We start from the raw sequence: 21,088 nt of genomic DNA on the forward strand, positions 1-21,088 counted from the left end.
GCGGCCCGTACGGGGCTCGTATGGGTTTCCGACAGCCATGAGTCGTCCACACGCGCAGATGGGGGGAGGTTCGATGTCCCAGCGGTTCGCTGAGCGAGTCGATGGCGGGCCACGGTCGGCCATCGTGATCGGGGCCGGCATCGTCGGGCTCTCGACCGCCTGGTTCCTCCAGGAACGCGGTGTGGACGTGTGCGTCGTGGACCGCACCGGGGTGGCGGCGGGCGCGTCCTGGGGTAACGCCGGCTGGATCTCCCCCGGCCTGGCGATCCCCCTCAACGAACCCGGCGTGCTGCGCTACGGTTTGCGCAACCTGCTGAGCCCGACGGCGCCACTGCATCTACCACTGACCCGGGACCTGCGCCAGTGGGCGTTTCTGACCAGGTTCGCCGCGAACTGCCGCCGATCCTCGTGGACGCGGGCGCTGCTGGCCAACAAGCCGCTCAACGACGAGGCCATCGAGGCCTACGACGTGCTCACCGCCAACGGGGTCGACGCCCCGGTGACCGATGCGCCGATCACCGCGGTGTTCCGGGACCCGCGCGAGGCCGGCCGTCTGCGGGACGAACTGCGGCGGGTGGCGGAGACCGGTCGCGATGTCGAGGTCACCGAGCTCAGCGGAGCCGACCTGCGCGAGCGGGTGCCGTTGGCCTCCGCCGAGATCACCGTCGGCCTCGAGATCCACGGCCAGCGTTATGTCGACCCGGCCCGGTTCGTGCAGGCGTTGGCCGATTCGGTGGTCGACCGTGGCGCGACCATCCACCGGATGGACATCACCGGCGTCGACAGCGGACCGGGTGGGGTCACCGTGCACTCCGCCGGCGGTCAGGAGCTGTCGGCCGGGGCCGTGGTGATCGCCACCGGCGCCTGGCTGCATCAGCTGGCCCAGCGCTGGGTGAGGGTGCCGGTGCAGGCCGGTCGCGGCTACTCGTTCACCGTCCCGGTGGACCGGCCGGTGCCGGCGCCGGTGTATCTGCCGGAGGTCCGGGTGGCCTGCACGCCGTGCGCGGCCGGTCTGCGGGTGGCCGGAACGATGGAATTTCGGGATCCGGACGCCCCGTTGATATCGAAGCGGGTCGACGCGATCGTCGCCGCCGCCCGTCCGTTGCTCGACGGGGTGCGCTGGGACGAACGCGGACCGAGTTGGGTGGGGCCCCGACCGGTCACCCCGGACGGGCGTCCGTTGATCGGCGCGGTGGCCGAGGACGTGTACGTCGCAGCCGGCCACGGGATGTGGGGGTTGACCCACGGCCCCGTCACCGGGCGATTACTCGCCGAACAGATCACCACGGGTAAACAGCCCGACGTCCTGGACGAATTCGACCCGTTGCGCTGAGCGCCGGGCCGAGACTCTCACCAATCGCTGGTAACCGACGTCGATGGGACGGACGCTACCAGCCGACCGGAAAAGGAAGCAGCAGATGACAACTCAACGCATTTGGCTCACCCAGGAGGGCTACGAGCGGTTGCAGCAGGAGTTGCACACCCTGCAGGAGCTGGTGAACACCGCCATCGATGACGACGAGAACACCCTCGACGTGCAACGCGCCCGGCTGGAGCGGATCCACGAGATCCACGAGATCCTGGGCAACGCGGTGGTCGGGGAGGCGCCGCCGGACGACGGTGTGGCCGAGCCGGGCATGGTCGTGACGGTCAGCTACGACGATGACCCGGACGACACCGAGACGTTCCTGCTCGGCGTGCGCGGCGCCGAGGAGGCCGACGACCTCGAGGTGTACTCGCTGGACTCGCCGCTGGGTTCGGCGATCGCGGGTGCCCGGACCGGCGAGACCCGGACCTATCAGGTGCCCAGCGGGGCGACCGTGAAGGTGACGCTGGTGTCGGCGGTGCCTTACGGCTCGCACCACCCGACCCCGGCGGGCTGATTCACGGCGTCCCGGCCAACGGCCGGGCCGCCGTCTCCCGCAGGGTCATGACCACCCCCAGCGACACCACCGCCGCCAGTGTCACGGCGCAGGCCGGTGCCAGCGGGTTGGCGGTGGTGTCGATCAACCAGGTCATCACGTACGGGGTGGTGCCGCCGAACAGCGCGACGCAGACGTTGTAGCCCACCGACATGCCGCTGTAGCGCACCCGGGTGGTGAACTGTTCCACCGCGGTCACCACCGCCACCGAGATCACCACCGACTCGATGGCGGCCAGCCCGGCGTGCGCGATCATGGCCGCCGCCGTCGAACCCGAGTTCAGCAGCAGGAACAGCGGATACGCCAGCACCGCGAACGCGATCGCACCGCCGACCAGCAGCGGCTTGCGGCCGATCCGGTCCGACAGCGCGGCCAGCGGCAGGATAAGCACCAGCGCCACCACGCAGGCGATCGTGCTGGAGATGAACGCGTCGGAGCTGCTGAGGCCTAGTTCTTTGATGAGGTAGGTCGGCATGTAGGCGAACACCACGTAGTACGCCACGTTGAAGATGATCATCAGGCCGATCACCTGCAGGATCGACCGCCACGCCGTCTGCACCGCCTCCCGCAGCGGCGACTGGGCGACCTCCTCCTGCTCGCTCAGCGCGGTGAACGCCGGGGTGTCGTCGAGCCGCAGCCGGATGTACAGGCCGATCAGGCCGAGCGGACCGGCCAGCAGGAACGGGATGCGCCACCCGACGTCGGTCATCACCTGATCCGGCAGCGCCACCTGCAGCGCGGTGACCGTGACGGAGCCAAGCAGGAAGCCCAGCACACCCGACCAGGCCATGAAGGTCACGATCAGGCCGCGGCGCCGGTCCGGGGCGAACTCCGCGAGGTACACCGCGCCGCCGCCGTACTCTCCACCGGCGGAGAAGCCCTGCAGGCAGCGCAGCAGCAACAGCAGCAGGGGCGCCAGCACACCGATCGATTCGTAGGTGGGCAGCAGGCCCATGGTGAGGGTGGCCCCGGACATCAGCAGGATCACCAGGGCCAACACCCGCTGCCGGCCGATCCGGTCGCCCAACGGGCCGAAGAAGAAACCACCGAGGGGGCGTACCACGAACGCCGCCGCGAAGATCGCGAACGTGTTCAGCAGCGCCGCGGTGTCGTCCCCGGCCGGAAAGAAGTTCGCCGCGATGTAGGTGGCGAGGAATCCGTAGATGGCGAAGTCGAACCACTCGACGGCGTTTCCGATGGAGGCGCCGGTGACGGCCTTGCGGATCACCACCGCATCGGGTGCCGGCGGTGCGCTGACGATGCTGGGGTTCTCGGACACGGGTCCAAGTTTTACATGAGCGGTAACGCCGTTACGCATTGGCGGAAACGTTCTTCTCCCATCCCGGGGTGGCCATCGGTCACCGTCGGGCCCTGATCCGCTTCAGTACATGCAGACGTTCGGCGCCGCCATCAGGATCGGCCACAATCCGGCTACCACGCCCATGGCGAGGATCTCCGAGCCGGCCGGGAACAGCCGGTGCAGCTGCGCCTCGAGGTGTCCGACGAGTTCCGGGTGGAAGAACGCCCACACCAGACCGACGACGACGTACGGCAACAGCGCCCACAGCGCGGCCTCCAGGACCGCCTCGACGCTCACCCGGTGGTTCAGCACCCGGCGCAGCAACGTCATCTCGTCAGATCACCCGCTTTCCCCGACGGGCCCGCCGGCGCACGTCGGCGAGCAACACGTGGCTGCCGCCCTGCCGCACGAACGGCGGCAGGAACCGGTTGACGAACGCCACCAGGAGGAACAACTGCTCGAAGCGGCGTTGCCGGCGGTCGGACCACCGCACCCCCAGCGCATCCCGGAACACCGGCGCCAGAAACCCCACGGTCAGGAACCTCAGCAACGGCCGGAAGGGCCGGCCCAGCACGGGCGTGATCATCGTCAGATCGAGCAGATCGGACAGGTATGCCCGGGCCCGGTCGTCCACCACGACCCGCGCACAGGCGTTGTTCCAGTACTCGTCGAAAGCGGCGCGGGTGGGCGGCCACTGCGACTCGGCCACCTGCAGGGTGGTGCCGAGGGGCCGGGCCGACCGGTAGAACTCCTCGGCCTGCCCGGGAGTCATCTCCCCGCGCAGCAGCCGATAGCTGTCCTCCAGCCCGACGAACAGGCAGGCCGCCACCCACATCTGCAACTCGCGGTCGAAAGCGTTGTAACGCACCGGGCTTCGACGATCCGACACGACGTGGCGGTGCACCCCGTCGACCGCCGCCCGGAACATCGCCCGGTCGGATTCCGAGCCGAACACCGCGACCGCCAGATACTGGAACGTGGTGCGGGCCCGTTTCCACGGATGTTTCATCAGGTTGCCGGAGTCGACCCTGCTCTCCATCACGCCGTAGGCCACCTCCGGTCGGGACAGCTGCATGATGACGTTGGCGGCGCCGGCGGCGAACGCCCAGAAGTCCATCGCGTCGGCGACGGTGACCGGCGCGTCACTCCACCGTGCGGTGCGCCGGGTGATGTGGATCCGGGTGTCGGTGACGGTCAGGCCGGATCCGGACGCCGGGTGGGGATCGGACGCTCGGTGGGGATCGAACAGCGACATGTCGACTTCCGTTCACTGCCGGGTGTTCGCAGCGTCTCACACCTCAAACACCCCCGCAAGGCCCGAACCGCTGGGCACATAGGCTCGTCAAAGTGTCGTGGTACCGGGCTTGGATCGGGTTCAAAACAGCCAGCGGGAGGCGAATCGGCATTAACATTACGTGCGATCCGATCCGAAGGCAGGCGATGTCATTGCTGACCAAGCTGCGTCAGTTGCTGAGCTATCAACTGACCATCGCGGAACTGATCGGGCTCGGCATCATCGTCGGGGCGCCGTATCTGATCATCGGGATGGTCTGGTCGAGTACCCACACCGAACATCTGCAGGGCATGCAGGGTGCCGATCTGGTGGTCTCGTTCCTGGGTTCGATCGTGTCCTGGCCGGTGCTGCTGTTCTCCGACGTCTGCATGACCTGAACCGGTCTCAGGCGGTGCGGTGCGCTCCGGTCGTGAGCATCCGCCGGCGGATCGGTTCCCGTCCGGGCGGCTGGGGCGGGGGCGGCAGCAACGCCTTACGCGGCCGCATCGGCACCACCGTCGGTTCGGTGGTCCGCAGCTTCAACGGCTCCCCGGCGTGCCGGATGGTCAACTCCCCGTACGGTCCGTCCCGCAACGTGTAGGTGATCTGCTCGTGGGTGATGTCGACCTTGACCCGGAATCCCCGCCACCGCAACCGGAACCGCAACCGGGTGATGCCCGACGGCAGCGCCGGGTCGAGCTGCAGGACACCGTCGTCGTCGCGCAGCCCGCCGAAGCCCTCGACCAGCGCGGTCCAGGCGCCGGCCAGTGAGGCCATGTGCAGCCCGTCGCGGGTGTTGTGGTGCAGATCGCGCAGATCGACCAGCGCGGCCTCGTAGGTGTAGTCGTGGGCCAACTCCAGATGCCCGACCTCCGCGCACATCACCGCCTGGGTGAACGCCGACAGCGAGGAGTCGCGGGTGGTGCGCCGCTCGTAATAGTCGACGTTGCGGGCCTTCTGCTCGGGGGTGAAGGCGTGGCTCTGCCAGTGCATCGCCAGCACCAGGTCGGCCTGTTTGATCACCTGCGACGGGTACAACCGCACGTATGGTTCGTACTTGAGCAGCGGATACCTCGTGTTGGTGGTGAAATCCCATTCGCGCAGGGTGGTGAACCCCTCGCACTGCTGGTGCACCCCGAGTTCCTCGTCGTAGGGGATGTGCACCGCGTCGGCGGCCGCCAGCCAGGCTTCGGTCTCCTCGTCGGTGACGCCCAGTTCGCGGGCCAGGTCGGGGTGTCGGTTGCAGGCCGCCACCGCGGCCCGCAGATTGGCCGCGGCCATCAGGTTGGTGAACACGTTGTCGCGCACCACCGCGGTGTACTCGTCGGGGCCGGTGACCCCGTCCAGATGCCACACCCCGTGCCGGTCGTGGTGACCCAGCGACTGCCACAGCCGCGCCGTCTCGACCAGCACCGCCAATCCGCACTCGGCTTCCAGCGACTCGTCGCCGGTGACGATCCGGTAGCGCTCGAAGGCCATCGCGATGTCGGCGTTGACATGCCAGCCTGCGGTCCCGGCCGGCCAGTACGCCGAGCATTCCTGACCGGCGATCGTGCGCCACGGGAACGCCGCACCCTGCAGGTCGAGTTCGGCGGCGCGTTCCCGGGCCATGTCGAGGGTGGACGCCCGCCAGCGCAGCGCATCGGCGGCGGCGTACGGGGCGGTGTAGGTCAGCAACGGCAGCACATGACCTTCGGTGTCCCAGAACGCGTGCCCGTCGTAACCGGTGCCGGTGAGGCCCTTGGCCGGGATCGCGCGGCGTTCGGCGCGGGCGCTGGCCTGCAGCACGTGGAACAACCCGAAGCGCACCGCCTGCTGGCAGTCCGGATCGCCCTCCACCTCGACGTCGGCGCAGTCCCAGAAATCGTCGAGGTAGGCGCGCTGGGCGTCCAGCAGCCCCTGCCAGCCGGTGTAGCGGGCGATGGCGATCGCGCCGGCCGCCTGATCGCGCAGCGCCGGACGAGACCGCAGACTCGACCAGCCGTAGGCCAGCCACTTGACGATCCGCAGTCGCTGGCCGGCGCGCAGCCCGCAGATCACCGTGGTGCGGGCCAGGTCGTCGGCCGCCTCGGTGTGCATCTCCATGCGGCCCGGCACCTCGACCTGATGGGCCATCTCGGCGACCATCATCAGTTCGCTGGCGCGGGTGCGGTGGATGAGCACGGCCCCCGAGTCGGTGGTCTCATGGCAGACCGGCTCCAGTGGGCTCTCCAACGCCGCGGCCACCCGCGGGTCCCATTCCGGATGCGGGATGTCCTCGTTGGCGACCAGCTCGGACTGCACCGTGATCAGCGCGTACTCGTCGACCGGCTCCACGATGTACTCGATCGCGGCGACGGCCCGGTGCGCCAGCGAGACCACCCGGGTGGACCGCACCCGGACCTGCTTCCCGGCCGGCGAGCACCACCGGGCGTCGCGGCTCAGGGTGCCGGCCCGCAGATCCAGGATCCGCTCATGCGAGATCAGTTCGCCGTAGCGCAGGTCGAACGGTTCGTCGTCGACCAGCAGCCGCATGATCTTGCCGTTGGTGACGTTGATCAGGGACTGACCGGACTCCGGGTAACCGTAGCCGGCCTCGGCGTAGGGCAGCGGACGGAATTCGAAGAACGCGTTGAGGTAGGTGCCGGGCAGCCCGTGCGGCTCGCCCTCGTCGAGGTTGCCCCGCATCCCGATGTGGCCGTTGGACAGGGCGAACAGCGATTCGGTTTCGTCGAGCAGTTCGAAATCCAGCCGGGTCTCGCGGACCCGCCAGGGCTCGACTGGGATGATGTCCTCGGCCGGGCTCACGGCGTCAACAACTCGGCCAGATCGGTGACGACGATGTCGGCGCCGTTGCGGCGCAACGCTTCCGCCTGCCCCACCCGGTCCACTCCGACGACCAGGCCGAAGCCCCCGGCCCGGCCGGCGGCCACCCCGGACAGCGCATCCTCGAACACCGCGCCGTGTTGCGGCGGCACCTGCAACAGTTCGGCGGCCCGCAGAAACGAGTCGGGCGCCGGTTTACCGGGTAGCTGTTCCTCGCGCATGGTCACTCCGTCGACACGGTACTGCACGAAGCGATCCAACCCGGTGACCTCGAGTATCTGTCGGCCGTTCGCGCTGGACGTCACCACCGCCACCCCCAGACCGGCGTCCACCACCGCGGCGAGGTAGCGGCGCGAACCTTCGAAGACCTCCACCCCCTCGGCCTCGAGGATCTGGTGGAACACGACGTTCTTGCGGTTGCCGAGGCCGTGCACGGTCTCGGTCGCCGGGTCGTCGTCGTAGTGGCCGTCGGGCAGCTTGATGGACCGGCTGGCCAGAAACGACCGCACTCCGTCCTCCCGCTTCTTGCCGTCCACGTAGTGGTGGTAGTCGGCGTCGATGTCGAACGGGACGAACTCGGCGCCGGTGCGCGCCGCACGGTCGCGCAGATACTCGTCGAACATCGCCTTCCACGCCTTGCGGTGGACGCCGGCGGTGTCGGTGAGCACCCCGTCGAGGTCGAACAGACAGGCGCGGATGTGGTCGGGCAGCCCCAGCACGAATTCACCTCGGACTCTCGGACATCGGTCGGACCTGACCCCTTCATACCCGGTCGGTCACCCGGCAGGGCGACAGGAGGGGCTACAGGATGGGCCGCCCGCCGGTGACCGCGATCCTGGCGCCGGAGATGTAGCTGCCCTCGTCGGCGGCCAGCAGCACGTACGCGCCGGCCAGTTCGGCGGGCTGACCGGCGCGGCCCAGCGGGGTGTCGTCGCCGAACCGCGCCACCTTCTCCGGCGGCATGGTCGACGGGATCAGCGGCGTCCAGATCGGGCCCGGTGCGACACTGTTGACACGGATTCCCTTGTCCCCCAACATCTGGGCCAGGCTGGCCGAGAAGTTCGCGATCGCCGCCTTGGTCGCGGCGTACGGCGCCAGGGTGGGCGAGGGCATGTCGGAGTTCACCGACGAGCTCCCGATGATCGAGGCACCCGGCTTCAGGTGCGGCAGCGCCGCTTTCACCAGGTGGAAGTAGGCGCCGATGTTCAGCCGGAAGGTGTAGTCCCATTCCTCGTCGCTGATCTCCTCCAGCGTCGGGTGGGTCATCTGATGGGCGTGGTTGACCACCAGGACGTCCAGGCCGTCGAATTCGCTGACCGCACGGTCGATCACACTGCGGCAGTGGGCCGGGTCGGACAGGTCGCCGGGAACCAGCACACATCTGCGTCCCGCATCGGTGACAAGTTGCGCCACCTCGGCGGCGTCGTCGTCCTCGTTCAGGTAGGAGACCAGCACATCGGCTCCCTCGCGGGCGTAGGCGATCGCCACCGCCCGGCCGATCCCGCTGTCCCCGCCGGTGATCACCGCGCGTTTGCCGGTGAGTTTGCCCGATCCGCGGTAACTGGACTCACCGCAGTCCGGGACCGGATCCATCGCTGACTGTCGGCCGGGCACCTGCTGCTGTTGCTCCGGGAACCCCATCGGTGGTCCTTTCTTCGTCGGTCCCATTTCTTCGGTCGATCCGTGCTGGTTAACCGGCCACCGCGGGAACAAACCTGACGGGCGCGTTCCCGATTCAGCCCGCGCCCGCGGCGCCGGTCGGTGATACTGGTGCCGATCTCGCATCGCCGCCGGAGGAGGGCCATGAAGTTCACGTTCGCGCTGCCGCACATGATGGAACTCGACGCGATGATGCAGCCCTGGGAGATGGCGGTGACCGGCGCGGATCAAACCCGGATGGCCCGGCGCGCCGAGGAGTTGGGCTTCGACATGATCGCGGTTCCCGAGCACATCGTCATGCCGCGCGAACACGTCGACCTGTCCGGCGGGCACTGGCTGCACTCGACGATCGCACAGGCCTACTTCGCCGGCGCCACCGAACGCATCACGCTGAACTCGTGTGTGACGATCCTGCCGCTGCAGCATCCGCTGGTGACCGCCAAGGCGCTGGCGACCGCGGACTGGCTCAGCGGCGGCCGGATGATGGTGACCTTCGGTGTGGGTTGGCTGCAACGCGAATTCGAGTTGCTCGGCGTGCCGTTCCGCAAGCGCGGCCGGATCGCCGACGAGTATCTGGCCGCGATCATCGAGCTGTGGACGCAGGACGAGCCGAGCTTCGCCGGGCAGTTCGTGTCGTTCGAGGACGTGGTGTTCGAACCCAAGCCGATCCAGCAGCCGCATCCGCCGATCTGGATCGGTGGTGACTCCGACGCCGCGTTGCGGCGGGCGGCCCGGTTCGCGTCCGGGTGGTTCACCTTCCTGACCAAACCGGAGGACATCGCCGCGCGGGTGGACATCATCACGTCGCAGCCGGAATACGACGGCCGCCCGTTCGACGTGATGCACGGGCTCGGCACCAACCGCGTCGGCGAAGGGCATGTACCCACCGGCGATCGCGGCGCCTGGCCGGGGATGAGCGCCGCCGAACTCATCGACCGGATCGGTGCCCTGCACGAACACGGGGTCACCTACACGTCGGTGCCGATCCCGCCGGTGCGCGGTGTGGAGGAGTACCTCGACTACAGCCAGTGGGTCATGGAGGAGATCGCGCCGAACGTGCCGTGACGGTGCCGGGCGTGCATTCGTTGCGGTGGGCGTGCATGAGCTGAGCCGACCGTGCATCCACGGTGCGATACGAGGCGATTTCCCGCAGCCGTCTCACCATCGACACCACCACCGCACCATCGACCCAGCCACCGCACGACCACCGCGCTCAGGCCACAGTCATCGCGGGCGGCGCATCACCGATGCGCCCCGGTCCTGCTACCGGTGCTGCTCGAGGAAGAACCGGGCCGCCTTGGCGATGGAATCCTCCACCGGTTCGGGTTTGAAACCCAGTTCCCGTTCGGCCTTGCTGTGGTCGAGCGGTGACATCAGCTCGGCCATCTTGAGTCCGACATGGGCGAACATCAGATCGCGGCGCAGCAGCCGGGCCGCCAGATCGTTCCCGCGGGCGGCCACGCTCAGCACCGGCAGCGGCAGCCCGAACCACGGTGCCCGCCGCCCGACCGCCTCGGCGGCGATGGCGTGCACCTCGCGGGTGTGCAGATAGCGGTCGGAGATGATGTACCGCTCCCCCACCCGGCCCTGCTCGGCGGCCAGCAGCATGGCCCGGGCGGCGTCCTCGATGCCCACCACCTCCGCGGACCAGCCCAGATAGAACGGGAACCGGCCGGTGGCGACCATCGCCAGCAGCCGGCCGTGCGGGGTCGGCTGCCAGTCGCCCGGACCGTAGGTGGTGGAGATGCACAACGCCACCGCGGGCAGACCGCGCTCCCGGGCATACCGCAGCACCAGCTGTTCGGCGGCGACCCGCGCCTCGATGTACGCCCCGCCCTCGGTCCAGTTGTGCGGGTCGTCCTCGGTGACCGGCCGATACGGGTTGATCGCCATCGTGCCTGTGGTACTGGTGAACAGGAACCGGTTCAGGTCGGCTTCGACGGCGGCGTCGAGCACATGGCGCAGCCCCTCGACGTTGGTGCGGAACAACGGGGCCGGATCGCGCAACCACATCCGGGCGTCGACGACGCAGTAGTACACGTCGTCGACGCCGGTCATCGCGGCGCGCAGGGCGGCGTCGTCGAACACGTCGCCGTGACAGCGTTCCACGTCGAGGTCGTCGATGCCGCGGGTCATGCTGGTGGTGCGCACCATCACCCGGACGTCGTGGCCTTCGCGCACCAGCTGGCGGGTGACATGAGACCCGAGGAATCCGCTTGCGCCGATGACCAGCTTCTTCTTCGCCACGCAAGCACTGTCACATGACCTGCGCGACGGTGCCGGTCGTTTCGGTGAAAATGCGGTCCGCCGCCCGGCAGTAGGATCAGCGCTCGATGAGAGCCATCGTGTTGCTGGCCCAGGCCGGGCACCTCGACAAGGCCGGCACCGTGCACGCGCTGGGGCTGGGCTGGACGACCAGTCCCACCCCCACCCCCCAGCACGTGCTGATCGTCTTCGTCGAGGTGGAGTGGTCCGAGATCGGGAAGGAGTTCCCGATCCGGGCGGAGCTGATCGACAGCGACGGCAATCAGGTCGCCCAGACCGAAGAGAACACCATCAAGGCCAGACGCCATCCGGTGCATCCGGCGGGCACACCGGTCACCATCCCGTTCATCGCGACGATCCCGACGCTGAACCTCAAGGTCGGCGAACGTTATCAGTGGCGGGTCACCATCAACGGGGAGATGCATGAGGACTGGCTGGCCGGGTTCACCGTCACCAACGACTGATTTCCGGCTGGGCCGGATCCTCGCGGTGCTGCTGCTGGCCTGCGCCCTGGCGGCACCGGCGGGCATCCCGGGTTCGGTTCCGACGGCGCGAGCGGCTGGTCCGGCGGTGATGACGCTGACCCTGGTCCGGCACGCCGAATCGATGGGCAACGCGTCCGGGGTCATCGACAGTTCCACCCCCGGTCCCCCGCTCAGCCCGCTGGGCTGGGTGCAGGCGCAGGTGGTGGCGGCCGAGCTGGCCGGGGGCGGCCACGACGGCCTCTACGCCTCGACGATGATCCGCACCCAGCAGACCGCGGAGCCGTTGGCGAACCTGACCGGCGAACCGGTCGTGGTGCTGCCGGGGCTGCGGGAGATCGAGGCCGGCGTCTTCGAAGGCCAACCCGAAGCCAGTGCCGGCGACTACTCGGGTGGCTATTTCACCGCGCCGGCCCGGTGGCTGCGCGGCGACCGCAGCGCGCGCATCCCCGGGTCGATCGACGGCAACGAGTTCGACGCCCGCTTCGACGAGGCCGTGCAGCAGATCCACGCCGACGGCGCGGTCAACCCGGTGGCGTTCGCCCACGCCGCGTCGATCATGGTGTGGGTGATGATGAACGTCGACAATCCGGACCCGGACCTGCTGCTGCAGCGGCCGTTGCGCAACACCGGCCGGGTGGTGCTCACCGGCAGTCCCGGGCAGGGCTGGACGCTCGTCGACTGGGACGGCATCCCCGTCCGACACCGGCCCTGAGACCGGGCCTGAGACCGGGCCTCACGAAGACGCAGGTCCCTAGAAGTGCGTCATCCAGGTCGCCAGCAGCACGTCGGTGCGCACCCAGATCAGCACCGCGAACAGCAGCACCAACGTGACGACCGTGGCCGCCTGCACCGCGTTGCGGCGCGCGGGGGGCGGGTAGGCGAACGCCGCGGCCACCAACGCACCGGTGAGCAACCCGCCCAGGTGGCCCTGCCAGCTGATGCCGGGCACCACGAAGGTGATGACCAGGTTCACCACGATGAGCCCGGTGACGAACCGGACATCGAGGTTGAGCCGTTTGGCCACCACGTAGGTGGCGGCGAACAGGCCGAACACCGCTCCGGACGCGCCGGCGGTGGGATTCATCGCGAGCAGGTACACCAGCACCGACCCACCCAGCGCGCTGAGCGCGTAGAGCAGCCCGAACCGCAACCGGCCGAGCGCCGCCTCGAGCGGCCCGCCGATGACGTACAGCGCGAACATGTTGAACAACAGGTGCATCAGCCCGAAGTGCAGGAACGCCGACGTCACCAGCCGGTAGTACTCCCCCGCGGCGACCGCCGGCGCCCACAGCACGAACGCCTCGGTGAACCCCGTCGACGCCCGCTGCAGCACGTACATCAGCACGTTCACCGCGATCAGCGTGTAGGTGAGCACCGGCGGGCCGGTGCTGATCCGGCCGCCGAACGGGGTCGTCGGCCGGCGCACCGTGCGGGCGGCCGCGGCGACGCACTCCACGCACTGATGGCCGACCGCGGCGGCCCGCATGCACTCCGGGCAGATGTAACGCCCGCAGCGGGTGCAGCGGACATAGGTGGTCCGGTCCGGATGCCGGTAACACGTCGGGGTGCCCGCCGGGACGTGCGGGGTGCTGGGCATGCTCATCGCCCCTGAGCCTAGAGCTTGCCGATGACCTCGCTCCCGAACGCCTCGATCGCCTCGAGCGCGTGGTTCAGGCTGTCGCCGGGGATCGGCACCTGCAGCCAGGTCACGCCGAGGGCGCCGAGCTTGGCCACCCCGTCGAGGTAGGCGTCGGCGTTGAAGTCCGCGCGACCGGGCGTCCCTCCGGTCAGGTTGCTGAACACCACGTCGACGTCCGCGGGGTCACGGCCGGTGGCCTCCAGTCTGCGGTGCAGATCGGTGATGCCGGCGGCGAGCGCCTCGGCCGAATCCATGGCGGCGGTGCGCGCGGTCTGGGCCAGCACCGCCGGCGCCGGGAACGGACACCAGCCAGCGCCGTGGTCGGCGACGCGTTGCCGGGCGGCGCCGGTGTTGCCTCCGATCCAGATCGGCGGGTGGGGCTTGGTCACCGGGTGCGGATGGGCGGTGATGCCGTCGGCGGTGAAATGCCGTCCCGTATAGGAGACGTTGTCGGTGGTCCAGATCGCCCGGATCACCTCGAGCGCCTCCTCGAACAGCGCGGCGCGCTCCTCGAAATCCACTCCGAGAGCGGCGAATTCGCGTTTCAGATAACCCACGCCGACGCCCAGGGTGAACCGGCCCCCGGACAGCAGATCGACCGATGCGCCCGCCTTGGCCACCACGAACGGGTTCCGGTACGGCAGCACCACGATGTGCGGGATCAGCCGCAGGGTGGTGGTGTGCGCGGCGGCGAAGCCCATCGCCACGAACGGGTCCAGGGTGTCGTGGCCGCCGTGGTCCAGCCATTTCTGGGTGGGCGCCGGGTGGTCGGTGAACCCGAACCCGGAGAAGCCCGCCGTCTCGGCGGTCGCGGCGACCCGGGCGACGGCGGCTCCGGTGGCCAGGTCCGGGTGGTAGGGGTGGCTGTCCATCGGATAGGTGAACGCGAACCGCATCCAGGGCCCTCCTCGGCGGTGATCGAGCTTGCCGAAAAGCATGCCGTAATACCGACGGCAGCGCGCAACCGGCCTATTTGTTACAAGGAGATGTTGTGTAAACTCAGCGTATGGCACTCGTCAACCGGACCGCGCCGACGGCCACCGTCGGGCGTCGCGCCGAGGTGCTGGCCGTGCTCCGGTCCTCGGACGCGCCGCTGAGCATCGCGCAGATCGCGGACCGGATCGGTGTGCACCCCAACACCGTCCGCTTTCATCTTGACGCGTTGTCGGCGACGGGGCAGGTCGAACGGGCGCCCACCGAGGCCCGGCGCCGGGGCCGTCCCGCACTGCGGTACCGGGCGGTGCCCGGCATGGATCCGGCCGGCCCGCGCCATTACCGGCTGCTCGCCGAGATGCTGGTGACGGCCGTCGCCGCCGAACCCGACGCGCCGGAGCGGGCCGCGGCGACGGGGCGCGAATGGGGAGCCCGGCTGGCTCACACCGCCCCGGCGGCCCGAGGGGAGCCGCCGGTCCGGCGCCTGCTCGATCTGCTCACCCAGGTGGGCTTCGAACCCGACCGCGAATCCGAGGGCCGGATCGGCCTGCGCAACTGCCCGTTTCTGGAGTTGGCCCACACCCACGCCGAGGTGGTGTGCCCCCTGCATCTCGGATTGATGCAGGGGGCGTTGGCAGCCTGGGACGCCCCCGTCGACGTCACCGACCTCACACCGTTCGCACAGCCGGATCTCTGTGTGGCACAGCTGAGTTCGAAGGGAGCACGGACATGAACGCCGGAGTCGCCGTCGCGGTGGCCGTCATCTTCGCCTGGCTCGGGATCGTCATCGCGATCTCGTTCATCGAGGCGCCGTTGAAGTTCCGCGCGCCCGGGGTGACGCTGCAGATCGGTCTCGGCATCGGCCGGTTGGTGTTCCGCGCCGTGAACTCCGTCGAGGTGGTGCTCGCCGTGGCCGCGATCGTCGGGCTGTTGGTGGGTGGCCGGCCGATGGGCGGGTTCATCGCGGCGCTGGTGGCCGCGGTGGCGTTGGCCGCCCAACTGCTCGCGGTGCGGCCGCGGTTGACCCGCCGCTCCGACGCCGTGCTGGCCGATCCGGAGGCCGCCGGCCAGACCCGGTCGCGGGCGCACTACGCCTACGTCGCATTCGAAGTCGTCAAGGTGGTGGCACTGTTGACCGGCGGTGTGCTGCTGCTGGCGACCTGATCGGAAGGACTTGTCGCCGTGGAGGTTTCCACAGATCTGCGGGACCGCGCCGATATCGAGCGGTTGCTGCGCAGGTTCTACGGGCGGGCCCTGCACGACGACGTGCTCCACGGGCCGTTCACCGATCTCCGCGCACGCGGCCTCGACGCGCACATCCCGGTGATGTGCGACTTCTGGGAGACCGTGCTGTTCCGGGCGGGCCGGTACCGCGGGAGTGCGCTCACCGCGCACCGCCACATCCACACCGAGCACTCGTTGACCGGCGAGCGGTTCGCCCGCTGGCTGACGCTGTGGCAGGCCACCGTCGACGAGATGTTCCGCGGCCCGGTGGCGGACCGGGCCAAACTGCAGGCCGGCCGGATCGCCTGGGCGATGCACCGCCGCCTCAACGGCACCGACTCCCCGCTGCTCGACGCCTACCTGGGGCGTGGCGCGGCCTGAGTCACCGGGCCAGCTCGGTGAGGAACCGCTGCACGTCGTCGACGGAGTGGAGCAGGAACTGCGCGGCGGTGTCGCGGTCGGCGACCTCCGGATCGTCGGGGTGGCCGACGAAGATGCCGATGCCGTTGCCGTGTTCCTGTAGCGCTCGGAACGCGTCCTCGTCGGTGATGTCGTCACCGAGGTACAGCGGCACCACATCGTCCCCGTCGAGGCCGAGCACCTCGATCAGGTGCAGCACCGCCTTTCCCTTGTGCCAGTCGATATTCGGTTTCAGCTCGTAGACCATCTTGCCTGGGGTGAGCGCCAGCTCGTCACCGAACTGCTCGAGCAGCTGCTGCACCGCTTCGCCGACGCGCCGGGCGTCCTCCCGGACGGCCAGCCGATAGTGCACCGCGACCGAGGCGCGTTTGGGTTCGACCTGCACCCCCGGCAGCGTCCCGACCGCCTCCCGCAGCCGCTCGGTCACCGTGGCGATCAACTCCGCGTGGGCGTCGATGCGGTCGCTGGAGATCGATCCGTGCTGCGGCGTCCAGATGTCGAAGCCGTGGCTGCCGGCCACGGCCAAATCGTCGACCCCCATCAGGTGTTGCACCACGGCGCGGTCCCGGCCGGTGATGATGCACACCGGGTGCCGCTCGGCCAGCGCGCGCACCGTGGCCCGCATCGGCTCGGACAGCACGGCCTCCTCGGGCCGGTCGACGATCGGGGTGAGCACCCCGTCGTAGTCGAGGAAGACCGCCGGGCGGCGGCCCGCCAGCCGGGATCGGACGGTGTCGTCGTCCAGCGCCGACGGCAGCGCGCTCACTTTGGTGGTTCGCATATCGCCTCTGGCCTCCCGTCCTGCCGGCGCCATCGTCCCGCCGGCGCGAAGAACTGCTGTCGATCCTGCCCCACGCTCCCCGGCGACTGTGATGGACTGGGGCGGTCCAGGTCGGAGGTGAGACGTCGGAGGTCAGATGACACACCCATCGGGGTCGGGGGCGCCGGGTCCGACCCACACCCGGGCCCAGAGCCCCCAGTCCGGCCAGCCCCAGCCCGGCCAGCACTGCGTCGCCTCGTTCGACGACTACGCGGGTGCGCAGCGCCTCGTCGACCGGATGTCCGACGGCGGGTTCCCGGTCCAGTACTTGCGCATCGTCGGTGACGATCTGCGGACCGTCGAACACGTCACCGGCCGGATGACCAAGGCCCGCGCCGCGCTGGTCGGGGCGGGCAGCGGAGCCTGGTTCGGGCTGCTGATCGGGCTGCTGCTGAGCATCTTCGCGGTGGGCCCGATGTGGCTGTGGGTGTGGCTGATCGCGACGGCGATCGGCGCGTTCTGGGGTGCGGTGTTCGGGTTCGTCGCGCACTGGTCCACCGGCGGCGAACGGGATTTCTCCAGCATCAAAAGCCTTGTCGCACAGCGCTACGACGTCTATGTGCCGACCGAGTACGCCGACGCGGCGGCCCGCTTCGTGCAGTCGGTGCAGCCGGGACGGTCCGCCCCGGCGGGCTAGCCGGGCCGCATCGCGCGTCGGTTGATCGCGCCGACGGCCTCCTCGACCAGACCGGCTTCGGTGTCCCCGGGCGTCGGCGGGGTCAGCCGCGCCGGTATCCGCCGGGCGGGAGCGGTCGAGCCGCGCCGACGGAGTTGCTGCACCAACGACCGCACCGGCCGGTACAGGCCACCGGCCAGCGCCGCGAGCACCGCCGCCGAGCCCAGCGCCGCGGCGGGCAGCCCCACCGATCGGCGGCCGCCGATCAGCGCCGCACAGTCATCGGTGTAGCTGGTCCGCTGGAACAGCGAACCGCGCGTCTCGTGCAGTCGCTGGTTGACGGCGTCCTCGCGGGCAGCGGTCTCATAGTCGGGTTTCAGCACGCTGCCGCAGGCGATCCGCTCCCCGCTCCGGTCCACGGCGTAGAGCGACACCGGTGCGGCCAGGCCGAGCACCGACCCGAACACAACGGCGGCCCCGAGGACACCCGCACACCACCGGACGGCACCCATGTGACACCACTCCTACACACCATTGTGTGCCGGCAGCTATACCCATCGGTCCGAATGGCAATCCCTGGTCGGGACAATTTTCCCAGAATCGGCAGCAGGTCATCACGGGGCAGCGGTCGACTGCGGGGCTCTCGACGCGGCGGTCAGCTGATTCCGGATGCTCGCCGGCGCCCGCCCTCGGTGACGACCGGACATCGGCTGCGGGTGTGCGTTCCGGGCGTCGACCGTGCCATCCGGGCGTCGACCGTGAACAGGCCGCGTCGACCGTGAACAGGCCACGTCGAGGGTGAACGCACCGCGGTGTTTCGGCCGAAATCCCGCCGCCGGCGCACACCGACATCCGCCGGCGCACGCTCACCGCGGCGGTGACACACTCACCGCGCGCACCGCACGCGCACCGAGCTACGCCTGGGCGAACTGCTGCTTCTGCTCGTAGAGCTGCGCCCATTCGGCCCGCGACCGGATCGTGGTGTCGACGTCGGTCGCCTTGGCCCGCAACGCGCCGACGGTGGCCTCGGCCCGCGGGGTGTGCTCGAACGGGTCCCAGCTGAAGAACCGGCAGGAGTTCTCCCAGGTGATCTTGTTGATGTCGAAGTCGTCCGCGCCGGCCGCCCGCAGTTCGGCATGCACCTGCTCGGGAGCATCGGGCCAGAAGCAGTCGCTGTGCGGGTAGTCGCACTCCCAGGCGATGATGTCGATGCCGATCTCGTGCCGCAGCTTCAGCGACGTCTTGTCCGTGACGTAGCACGCCAGCGAATGCTCCCGGAACACGTCCGACGGCAGCTTGTCGCCGAAGTCGCGGCGCAACCACTTCTGGTTGGTGTAGTGCCGGTCGCAGCGGTCCAGGTAGAACGGGATCCAGCCGATGCCGCCCTCGGAGAACGCGAACTTCAGGTCCGGATAGTTGCGCATCGCCGGGCCCCACAACAGATCCTGGGCGCACATCGCCGACACCTGGGTGGCCAGGATGATCATGTTGTCGATCGGCGCGTCCGGCGCCATGCTGATCGCCCCGAATCCGGTTCCGATGTGCAGGCACATCACCACGTTCTCCTCGGACAGGGTCCGGAACACCGGGCCCCAGTAGTCCTCGTCGTGGTAGCTCGGAAGGCCCTCCAGGTGCGGCAGTTCGGGCATGGTCACCGCCCGGCACCCCTTGGCGGCGACCCGGCGGATCTCGGCGCACATCGCCTCGGGATTCCAGGTGGGCAGGATCGCGATCGGGATGAACCGGCCCGGATACGAACCGGCCCATTCGTCGATGTGCCAGTCGTTGTAGGCCGACACCATGATCAGCGTGACGTGCTCGCGGTGCATGTTGAGGTGCCGCGCGGAGAACCCGGTGAAGGTCGGGAAGCACATCGACGCCAGGATCCCGTTGCGGTTCATGTCGCGGACCCGTTCGTGAACGTCGTAGACCCCGGGACGCATCTCGGCGAACCGGGCCGGGTTGCGGCCCCACTCCTCCGGTGGCCAGGACACCACCGCGTTGAGCCCGCTGACGCCCTGCGGCCGGCCCTGATACATCCACTGGTCGACACCGTTCTCGTCGGTGACGACGATCGGCGCCTCGTCTCGGTACTTGGCCGGGACGTGGCGCAGGAACATGTCGGGCGGTTCCACGACGTGGTCGTCGATGCTGACGAGAATCAGGTCCTCGGGGCGCAGATCGTGACTCATACCTCAGTAGTACCGTGAGAAACCGTGACCGTCTCTGCGCTATCGGCCAGGAACTTAGCTTCTTCGGCCAAGCCGCCGCAGATCGATCTGCGCCGCGGCGGCCGCGCCCTCGGCGGCAGTTATCTGTACGAGGGCGACAAACTGCAGACCGGCTGGCACTCCCACGACGTCCACCAGATCGAGTACGCCATCGGCGGGGTCGTCGAGGTCCAGACCCGGACCGGTCACTATCTGCTCCCACCCCAGCAGGCGGCGTGGCTGCCGGTCGGCCTGGAACATTCGGCGACGATGAACCCCGACGTCAAGACCGTGGCGGTGATGTTCGACCCGCAGCTGGTGCCCGACGCCGGCAACCGCGCCCGGATCCTGGCGGTGTCACCGCTGATCCGGGAGATGATGATCTACGCGCTGCGCTGGCCGATCGACCGGCCGCACGGCGACGAGATCTCCGACACCTTCTTCCGCACCCTGGCCCATCTGGTGTCGGAGGCCCTCGATCACGAGGCCCCGCTCAGCCTGCCCACCTCAGACCACCCGATCGTGGCCGCGGCGATGGCCTACACCAAGGAGCATCTGCAGTCGGTGACCGCAGAGGAGGTCAGCCGCGCGGTCGCGGTGTCCGAACGCACCCTGCGCCGACAGTTCCGGCAGGCCACCGGAATCTCCTGGCGCACTTATCTGCTGCACGCCCGCATGCTCAAGGCGATGGCGTTGCTGGCCGCACCGGACCAGTCGGTGCAGGAGACCGCCAGCGCGGTCGGTTTCGACAGTCTGAGCGCCTTCACCCGGGCGTTCACCCAGTTCTGCGGCGAGACCCCGTCGGCCTACCGGCACCGAATCAGCACCGATCCGCACAGCAGGCCCACCAGCGCCGATCCGATCGGGTAAGAACACCATATGGTTCTTCAGCACATCTCCGGCCTCCGCAAATCGGCGCAGAGCTCCGGACGGCCGGTCGACTTCAACGGCACGTGGCTCAACGAACTCGGCTCGGAACTGCATCTGGAGGTCGACGGACAGGGCAGGGTGACCGGAACCTTCCAGACCGCGGTCGGCGCCCCGCAACCGACGCAGAAGTTCGAGGTGACCGGGTTCGTGGCCGGTGATGTGCTCGCGTTCTGCGTCAACTTCGGCGCCTACGCCTCGCTGTCGAGCTGGGTCGGCCAGCACACGGTCGAGGACGGCAACGAAGTCATCAAGGCGATGTGGCTGCTGGGCCGCGACATCAAGGACGCCGACGAGCCCACCGATCTGTGGAGCGCTGTGCTCACCGGCGCCAGCAACTTCCGCCGTTGAACCCACGCTGAACCCACACCGCGGGTCGGTCCGACCGGCCTGCTAACTTTCTGGCTGCCAGTCGCACCCCGCACCCGGGGTCAGGGAATCCGGTGCGAATCCGGAGCTGACGCGCAGCGGTGACGGTGACGGGCCGAGCACGATGCCACTGGGCGACACCGCCTGGGAAGGCGCTCGGCCCGGTTTGAGCCGAAGCCCGAAGACCTGCTGGCCCTCCCGGCGTTGCGCCGCGAGGTCGT

Annotated in this window: 24 protein-coding genes and 1 riboswitch; of the genes, 12 read left to right on the plus strand and 12 right to left on the minus strand. The window is 69.2% G+C overall.

Annotation, left to right across the window (positions count from 1 at the left end; all coding sequences use genetic code 11):
- The first annotated feature begins 73 nt into the window (after positions 1-73).
- Both CKW28_RS22435 and CKW28_RS22440 read left to right on the plus strand, forming a co-directional pair.
- Entirely contained in the window at positions 74-1,333 is a 1,260-nt protein-coding gene (locus CKW28_RS22435) for an NAD(P)/FAD-dependent oxidoreductase (RefSeq protein WP_040546172.1), read from the plus strand.
- Positions 1,334-1,418: 85 nt separating this feature from the next.
- Positions 1,419-1,883 carry a GreA/GreB family elongation factor gene (locus CKW28_RS22440; protein WP_003924243.1) on the plus strand — a complete coding sequence of 155 codons (465 nt, stop codon included), beginning with the start codon at positions 1,419-1,421 and terminating at the stop codon, positions 1,881-1,883.
- 1 nt (position 1,884) lies between these two features.
- Here the strand turns inward: CKW28_RS22440 and CKW28_RS22445 are convergent, their stop codons facing one another.
- The 3 genes from CKW28_RS22445 to CKW28_RS22455 form a co-directional block, all read right to left on the minus strand.
- The gene (locus CKW28_RS22445) at positions 1,885-3,201 is read right to left on the minus strand and encodes an MFS transporter (protein ID WP_003924242.1); all 1,317 of its coding nucleotides are present in this window, start codon (positions 3,199-3,201) and stop codon (positions 1,885-1,887) included.
- A gap of 102 nt (positions 3,202-3,303) precedes the next feature.
- Positions 3,304-3,552 carry a hypothetical protein gene (locus CKW28_RS22450; protein WP_003924241.1) on the minus strand — a complete coding sequence of 83 codons (249 nt, stop codon included), beginning with the start codon at positions 3,550-3,552 and terminating at the stop codon, positions 3,304-3,306.
- 4 nt (positions 3,553-3,556) lie between these two features.
- Positions 3,557-4,477: an oxygenase MpaB family protein gene (locus tag CKW28_RS22455; RefSeq protein ID WP_003924240.1), complete on the minus strand. Its 921-nt coding sequence runs from the start codon at positions 4,475-4,477 to the stop codon at positions 3,557-3,559.
- 185 nt (positions 4,478-4,662) lie between these two features.
- On the opposite strand from CKW28_RS22455, the gene CKW28_RS22460 reads away from it, so the two are divergent.
- A complete protein-coding gene (locus CKW28_RS22460; RefSeq protein ID WP_435405798.1) occupies positions 4,663-4,893 on the plus strand; it encodes a hypothetical protein in 231 nt (76 codons plus the stop codon).
- A 7-nt stretch (positions 4,894-4,900) separates the two neighbouring features.
- Here the strand turns inward: CKW28_RS22460 and CKW28_RS22465 are convergent, their stop codons facing one another.
- The 3 genes from CKW28_RS22465 to CKW28_RS22475 all read right to left on the minus strand — a co-directional run bounded on the left by CKW28_RS22465 (position 4,901) and on the right by CKW28_RS22475 (position 8,941).
- Complete coding sequence (locus CKW28_RS22465; protein ID WP_003924238.1) at positions 4,901-7,282, minus strand: glycoside hydrolase family 65 protein; 2,382 nt, start codon at positions 7,280-7,282, stop codon at positions 4,901-4,903.
- A complete protein-coding gene (locus tag CKW28_RS22470; RefSeq protein ID WP_003924237.1) occupies positions 7,279-8,019 on the minus strand; it encodes a beta-phosphoglucomutase family hydrolase in 741 nt (246 codons plus the stop codon). Before CKW28_RS22470 ends, CKW28_RS22465 begins: the two co-directional genes overlap by 4 nt.
- A gap of 82 nt (positions 8,020-8,101) precedes the next feature.
- Positions 8,102-8,941 (minus strand): SDR family oxidoreductase, encoded by an 840-nt coding sequence (locus CKW28_RS22475; protein WP_003924236.1) that lies wholly within the window; start codon positions 8,939-8,941, stop codon positions 8,102-8,104.
- A 162-nt stretch (positions 8,942-9,103) separates the two neighbouring features.
- On the opposite strand from CKW28_RS22475, the gene CKW28_RS22480 reads away from it, so the two are divergent.
- Positions 9,104-10,024 (plus strand): TIGR03619 family F420-dependent LLM class oxidoreductase, encoded by a 921-nt coding sequence (locus CKW28_RS22480; protein ID WP_003924235.1) that lies wholly within the window; start codon positions 9,104-9,106, stop codon positions 10,022-10,024.
- Between the two features lie 198 nt (positions 10,025-10,222).
- Here CKW28_RS22480 and CKW28_RS22485 read toward each other — a convergent pair whose 3' ends face one another.
- Entirely contained in the window at positions 10,223-11,206 is a 984-nt protein-coding gene (locus CKW28_RS22485) for an NAD-dependent epimerase/dehydratase family protein (RefSeq protein WP_003924234.1), read from the minus strand.
- Positions 11,207-11,292: 86 nt separating this feature from the next.
- Here CKW28_RS22485 and CKW28_RS22490 point away from each other — a divergent pair, with 86 nt between their 5' ends.
- Both CKW28_RS22490 and CKW28_RS22495 read left to right on the plus strand, forming a co-directional pair.
- Entirely contained in the window at positions 11,293-11,688 is a 396-nt protein-coding gene (locus CKW28_RS22490) for a DUF6941 family protein (protein ID WP_061252250.1), read from the plus strand.
- Positions 11,648-12,421: a histidine phosphatase family protein gene (locus CKW28_RS22495; RefSeq protein ID WP_050811888.1), complete on the plus strand. Its 774-nt coding sequence runs from the start codon at positions 11,648-11,650 to the stop codon at positions 12,419-12,421. The genes CKW28_RS22490 and CKW28_RS22495 overlap by 41 nt, the downstream gene beginning before the upstream one ends.
- A 39-nt stretch (positions 12,422-12,460) precedes the next feature.
- On the opposite strand, the gene CKW28_RS22500 is transcribed toward CKW28_RS22495, so the two are convergent.
- Complete coding sequence (locus CKW28_RS22500) at positions 12,461-13,312, minus strand: rhomboid family intramembrane serine protease (protein WP_040546171.1); 852 nt, start codon at positions 13,310-13,312, stop codon at positions 12,461-12,463.
- Between the two features lie 11 nt (positions 13,313-13,323).
- Positions 13,324-14,244, minus strand: a complete 921-nt coding sequence (locus CKW28_RS22505) for an LLM class F420-dependent oxidoreductase (RefSeq protein WP_003924230.1) — start codon at positions 14,242-14,244, stop codon at positions 13,324-13,326.
- Between the two features lie 110 nt (positions 14,245-14,354).
- Here CKW28_RS22505 and CKW28_RS22510 point away from each other — a divergent pair, with 110 nt between their 5' ends.
- Genes CKW28_RS22510 through CKW28_RS22520 form a run of 3 tightly spaced genes read left to right on the plus strand, consistent with a single transcriptional unit; the run spans position 14,355 to position 15,886 of the window.
- Positions 14,355-15,014 (plus strand): helix-turn-helix transcriptional regulator, encoded by a 660-nt coding sequence (locus tag CKW28_RS22510; protein WP_003924229.1) that lies wholly within the window; start codon positions 14,355-14,357, stop codon positions 15,012-15,014.
- The gene (locus CKW28_RS22515; protein ID WP_003924228.1) at positions 15,011-15,445 is read left to right on the plus strand and encodes a hypothetical protein; all 435 of its coding nucleotides are present in this window, start codon (positions 15,011-15,013) and stop codon (positions 15,443-15,445) included. Before CKW28_RS22510 ends, CKW28_RS22515 begins: the two co-directional genes overlap by 4 nt.
- 18 nt (positions 15,446-15,463) lie before the next feature.
- Positions 15,464-15,886, plus strand: a complete 423-nt coding sequence (locus CKW28_RS22520; RefSeq protein WP_003924227.1) for a group III truncated hemoglobin — start codon at positions 15,464-15,466, stop codon at positions 15,884-15,886.
- Between the two features lies 1 nt (position 15,887).
- On the opposite strand, the gene otsB is transcribed toward CKW28_RS22520, so the two are convergent.
- The gene (gene otsB, locus CKW28_RS22525; protein WP_003924226.1) at positions 15,888-16,706 is read right to left on the minus strand and encodes a trehalose-phosphatase; all 819 of its coding nucleotides are present in this window, start codon (positions 16,704-16,706) and stop codon (positions 15,888-15,890) included.
- A gap of 136 nt (positions 16,707-16,842) precedes the next feature.
- Here otsB and CKW28_RS22530 point away from each other — a divergent pair, with 136 nt between their 5' ends.
- The gene (locus CKW28_RS22530) at positions 16,843-17,382 is read left to right on the plus strand and encodes a YflT domain-containing protein (protein ID WP_003924225.1); all 540 of its coding nucleotides are present in this window, start codon (positions 16,843-16,845) and stop codon (positions 17,380-17,382) included.
- Here the strand turns inward: CKW28_RS22530 and CKW28_RS22535 are convergent.
- Together CKW28_RS22535 and CKW28_RS22540 are read right to left on the minus strand one after the other, a co-directional pair.
- Positions 17,379-17,873, minus strand: a complete 495-nt coding sequence (locus CKW28_RS22535) for a hypothetical protein (RefSeq protein WP_003924224.1) — start codon at positions 17,871-17,873, stop codon at positions 17,379-17,381. The two genes, CKW28_RS22530 and CKW28_RS22535, sit on opposite strands and share 4 nt — an antisense overlap.
- A 402-nt stretch (positions 17,874-18,275) precedes the next feature.
- A complete protein-coding gene (locus tag CKW28_RS22540; RefSeq protein ID WP_040546184.1) occupies positions 18,276-19,541 on the minus strand; it encodes an amidohydrolase family protein in 1,266 nt (421 codons plus the stop codon).
- Positions 19,542-19,577: 36 nt separating this feature from the next.
- Here CKW28_RS22540 and CKW28_RS22545 point away from each other — a divergent pair, with 36 nt between their 5' ends.
- Together CKW28_RS22545 and CKW28_RS22550 are read left to right on the plus strand one after the other, a co-directional pair.
- Positions 19,578-20,441 carry an AraC family transcriptional regulator gene (locus tag CKW28_RS22545; RefSeq protein ID WP_003924222.1) on the plus strand — a complete coding sequence of 288 codons (864 nt, stop codon included), beginning with the start codon at positions 19,578-19,580 and terminating at the stop codon, positions 20,439-20,441.
- 9 nt (positions 20,442-20,450) lie between these two features.
- Complete coding sequence (locus CKW28_RS22550; RefSeq protein WP_003924221.1) at positions 20,451-20,849, plus strand: avidin/streptavidin family protein; 399 nt, start codon at positions 20,451-20,453, stop codon at positions 20,847-20,849.
- Between the two features lie 43 nt (positions 20,850-20,892).
- Positions 20,893-21,075: riboswitch (cobalamin riboswitch) on the plus strand.
- Positions 21,076-21,088: the final 13 nt, after the last annotated feature.

This window comes from Mycolicibacterium thermoresistibile (assembly GCF_900187065.1).
GTDB lineage: Bacteria > Actinomycetota > Actinomycetes > Mycobacteriales > Mycobacteriaceae > Mycobacterium > Mycobacterium thermoresistibile.